The organism is Piscirickettsia salmonis LF-89 = ATCC VR-1361, from assembly GCF_000297215.2.
GTDB classification, from domain to species: Bacteria; Pseudomonadota; Gammaproteobacteria; order Piscirickettsiales; family Piscirickettsiaceae; genus Piscirickettsia; species Piscirickettsia salmonis.
The window spans coordinates 16624-20348 of record NZ_AMFF02000116.1 but is presented as its reverse complement, the minus strand read 5'-3'; the positions used below and the strand labels follow the sequence as shown (position 1 = coordinate 20348).

General features: G+C 39.5%; 7 protein-coding genes. 3 read left to right on the top strand and 4 right to left on the bottom strand.

What is annotated here, in order from left to right:
• On the top strand, positions 1–184 hold a 184-nt coding region (locus tag C200_RS16185; RefSeq protein ID WP_211250931.1), incomplete at its 5' end, for a hypothetical protein.
• On the opposite strand, the gene C200_RS16765 is transcribed toward C200_RS16185, so the two are convergent.
• Entirely contained in the window at positions 129–524 is a 396-nt protein-coding gene (locus C200_RS16765) for a transposase zinc-binding domain-containing protein (protein ID WP_075273397.1), read from the bottom strand. The two genes, C200_RS16185 and C200_RS16765, sit on opposite strands and share 56 nt — an antisense overlap.
• A 59-nt stretch (positions 525–583) precedes the next feature.
• Here C200_RS16765 and C200_RS16180 point away from each other — a divergent pair, with 59 nt between their 5' ends.
• Together C200_RS16180 and C200_RS16175 are read left to right on the top strand one after the other, a co-directional pair.
• On the top strand, positions 584–838 hold the full coding sequence (locus C200_RS16180; RefSeq protein ID WP_016211843.1) for a hypothetical protein: 255 nt from the start codon (positions 584–586) through the stop codon (positions 836–838).
• A 39-nt stretch (positions 839–877) separates the two neighbouring features.
• A complete protein-coding gene (locus C200_RS16175; RefSeq protein ID WP_016211847.1) occupies positions 878–1138 on the top strand; it encodes a hypothetical protein in 261 nt (86 codons plus the stop codon).
• 74 nt (positions 1139–1212) lie between these two features.
• Here C200_RS16175 and C200_RS11275 read toward each other — a convergent pair whose 3' ends face one another.
• The 3 genes from C200_RS11275 to C200_RS11265 form a co-directional block, all read right to left on the bottom strand.
• Positions 1213–1869 carry a 2OG-Fe dioxygenase family protein gene (locus tag C200_RS11275; protein WP_016211851.1) on the bottom strand — a complete coding sequence of 219 codons (657 nt, stop codon included), beginning with the start codon at positions 1867–1869 and terminating at the stop codon, positions 1213–1215.
• A gap of 196 nt (positions 1870–2065) precedes the next feature.
• Complete coding sequence (locus tag C200_RS15080) at positions 2066–2932, bottom strand: ParB/RepB/Spo0J family partition protein (RefSeq protein ID WP_179861797.1); 867 nt, start codon at positions 2930–2932, stop codon at positions 2066–2068.
• A complete protein-coding gene (locus C200_RS11265; RefSeq protein ID WP_016211852.1) occupies positions 2877–3590 on the bottom strand; it encodes an AAA family ATPase in 714 nt (237 codons plus the stop codon). The genes C200_RS15080 and C200_RS11265 overlap by 56 nt, the downstream gene beginning before the upstream one ends.
• Positions 3591–3725 lie beyond the last annotated feature (135 nt).

Below are 3725 nucleotides of genomic sequence, written 5' to 3'. Positions count from 1 at the left end.
GAAAGATCAGCCTACTCTCTACTTCAGATCCCGACCAAAGGTATGTAACGCAGTAAAAATCCCGATAGTGATTTTTTTCTTTTTAGCTATTTTTAATAGTGTTTTAGCGGCAATGGTTGAAAGCGTGTTTAGTAAGAAACGATTGGCTTTGAAAAATGACCAAAGCGCTGCGGGCATGGTGTAAGTGATATGTTGATAATCGCATTGGGGTAAGATTTCATTTTGCTTAGCGATCCATTGCTCAGTGGCTTTTTTCCGCATGAGTTACACAGGCGTGACTTGCAGGTGAAGGCAATGACCTTTGTATGTAGGCAATTGGGGTTAGAGCAGGTGTATTGATCATACCCGGCGACTTTTTCTTTGCAACTAAGCATGCTGATAACGGTATCGACAACATGGTTTGGAATGTATTCTTTGTTAGCGGAGTAATATCGCCACCAGGCACGGCCAGTTTGAAAGAGGTGTTTGATGGAATGGAAGGAACTCAATGGGATCAACTCACTATAAAACAAGCGATTAATCATACAGGAGGCCTTGGATTTAGCAAGGCTTTACCCAAGTCGCCCGCGCAGCGGGCCTATTCTTGATCGATTACCTGCAGTCTGAACATGGTCTTTATTGTTTACGGATTGATGAGAAGCGTTCTAAAAATAATTTGGGCAGTGGTGGCAATCAATGGTTACATCCTGATATTGTTGCGATGGAGGCGGTGGCTCAAAAGTGGCATCAGCATATTAAAACCTGCATCTCACAAGGTGGAGGCCAGAGTGTCCGCCTGTGGTCGTTTGAAGTGAAAAAAGTATTAAATATGGGAAGTGTCCGTAAATCCTTTTTTTAAGAAGTCAGCAATTCATCCTGGGCGAATGAAGGTTATTTAGTGGCAGCATCTATAGCCGATAGCCGTGTTCATCAGGAGCTGTGCATGTTAAGCGCTTTGCATGGTATTGGTGTTATTTTATTGTCAGTAGAAAATCCGTCAGAAAGTGAGCTATTGTTACCGGCGCAAAAACGTTCAGTCATTGATTGGCAGTCAGTGAATCGCATTGTTGAAGAAAATGCTGACTTTAAATATTTTATTGATTTGGTTGCGAACTATTACCAGACTGATCGCCTGCGCAAGTGTGATTGGAATAAATGAGCGTATAATTAATGGTACACACGCTCTTGCTTACTATATGTATATAAACACAAGAGCTTGCTTTATTTAAAAAATTAAACACTCATCAACGTTGATTGAGTAAAGACAAAGACATCGCGATAACCCTCATCGCTGGTGGGCTTGACAGCGTCAGTAAAATGAAAGACTTTGCTATCATCAATAATAAGCATTTCACCGGGTTCAAGAATTTTTCTGACCACCGGTGGACGGGCACCGGCTTTATCAGTATAAAGATGGGTTTCCCCAGCGGTGATCTTATGGCGATTAATGCAAAAAATACCGACATAGTTCACGGCATCACGATGGATGCCTTCAGGGGCAGCTTTACCGAGTTGCTCGTGGGTGGTCACAGTACGCAGCATATGAATATCGATAAGATCACCCAGTTGAGCATTGATGCTGTTGCAAAACTGCTGTAATGCGATTTTTAATGTGGGTTCGTCAATCAACTGATCATCAATCACTGGGTATTCACGTTTGATACCGCCAGCGACAGGGTTGGTTTTGTCATCTTGAAAAATATATTTATGTGCCTGTTTTTCCCAAAGGTTGTGGTCAGTATATTTAAAACATGACAGGCCATGGTGGCGGTAGTTGCCTGGAACATAAGGGTCAACAGGGAGTTGTTCAAAATATTTAGTTAAACCAGAAAAGTCTTCAGTAAATTTAAATAAATTTATAATCGGGCTGGCCAAAGATTTGCTGTTCATAATAACTCCATTTAATTGAACTTAAATATTGCGTCGAGACAATATTTATATTGTTTTTATTATATAAATTATTGCCGAAGTTAGTTATTTTATCCAAATAGCTAACTTTATTAATCGAATTTTATAATATAATTGATTTTTGTTTGGTTGGATAGGCCTAAGACTAAGATATTGTTAGAGGTGCTGTTTAAGGCACCTATTTTAATTTTTCAAGAAAGTCTTGGAGTTGCTCTTTTTGTTTGTAAGTGAGTGGTTTTTTAAGTTTTGCTTTAAACTCAGTGTCTTTATAACTAATGCTGGCAACTTTAACCCCGGGTGCTTTAAATATATGACGCTCTAATACTTGCTGAGTTGGTGGTCTAGGTGGGTTTACTTTGCGCTCGACTCTAGCGATAAACTCTTTCCAAGTAATTGTCCTCTCAGTGGACAGTAGTAGTGGTGAGAAGTGAATAAAGGCGTCGATATAAGTACCACCTTCGTTAATCTTTGCTGCAATGTCACTAAATTGCTTGGCACGCAGCTTGGTCATCGGTAGTGCATCACAGACGGCTTGGGGAATTTTTTCAAGTTGAAATAATTCGCCAACTTGTGATTTTTTTAAGTTATATTTTTCGGCAAAGTTTCTAATGCTGAGTTTGCCTCTATATTCAAGATAAGCGCGGGCCTTGTCATAATCACATAAATCTTCACGTTTTTCATTCTCAGAAATGATTGTGGCGATGGCTTCATCATCTGACCAGTCAACAACTCTGACCAGTAATTTTTTATTAATAAGTTTGGCAGCTTCATAGCGGCATTCGCCAGAAATAATCTCGTATTTACCGTTATTCTCTCTAGCGACGACCGCATTAATTTGTCGAGTTTTCAGATCTTCCGCCAGTTGTTCGATATATCTTGGGTTTTTAGTCTTACGATCAATTTTTAATGATGAAATAAAACAGTCATTAATATCAACCCATAATTCGGACTTTAAACCATGATGATTTTCAATAAAGTCATCAATATCATTAACTAGCTTTTTTTGCTTTGGCTTTTTTCTTATTTGTATTGCTCTTGATGCCATATTTATTGCCTTTAAAGTATTTTAGTATTTCAGTAGTTAAAGCGTTAAATTCAGTGTTCGCTTTCTTATCTTTTATTTCAGTGACGCCACGACCATCGCTAGCGGTTTGAATATAAGCATCACGTTGACACAGGTGGCTTTTACATAAGGTAATCTCATCGATTTCATTTAATGCGGCTCTTATTTCAATGAGTTTCTTGCTTTTTGCAGCAGGGCTGACGGCATTGAGGACAAATAAAGCCCGTAAGTCTGGATTAGCAACTTCTTGGGCATCCTCAATCAGATCTGTCATCGTGCCAATAGTATTGACATCATGTTGACTGGGCCGTAATGGTACTAACACTAAGTCACACAAGGTAAGAGACTGCCTAAGTTCTGATGAGCTATCATGGCCTCCTGTGTCGACAATAACAAAGTCATATTCAGTTTTTAAGTCTAACAGGGTTGTTTTGATACGGCCGACTTTTTGCAGGTGTTTTATTTTTGGCAGTTTGTCATCTTCATCACGGACATCTGCCCAATCACTTGCAGAGAACTGGCTATCGCAATCCACTAGAATGGTTTTATAACCCTTCGCTTGTAGTGCAACGACCAAGCTTGTTGCAATGGTTGATTTACCAACCCCACCTTTAGTACAGCCAATTGATATTATCGGCATAAATTTATCCTCAGTTTGAATCTCTAGTCATAGTATCACCTATTTTTATAGAAGAATTAAAGAGGCGGGTAATATTTTTTCTGTCGCTGCGAGCCATGGAGTGCTAAGCACGGGGTGAGTAGGCCGAGGTAGGTT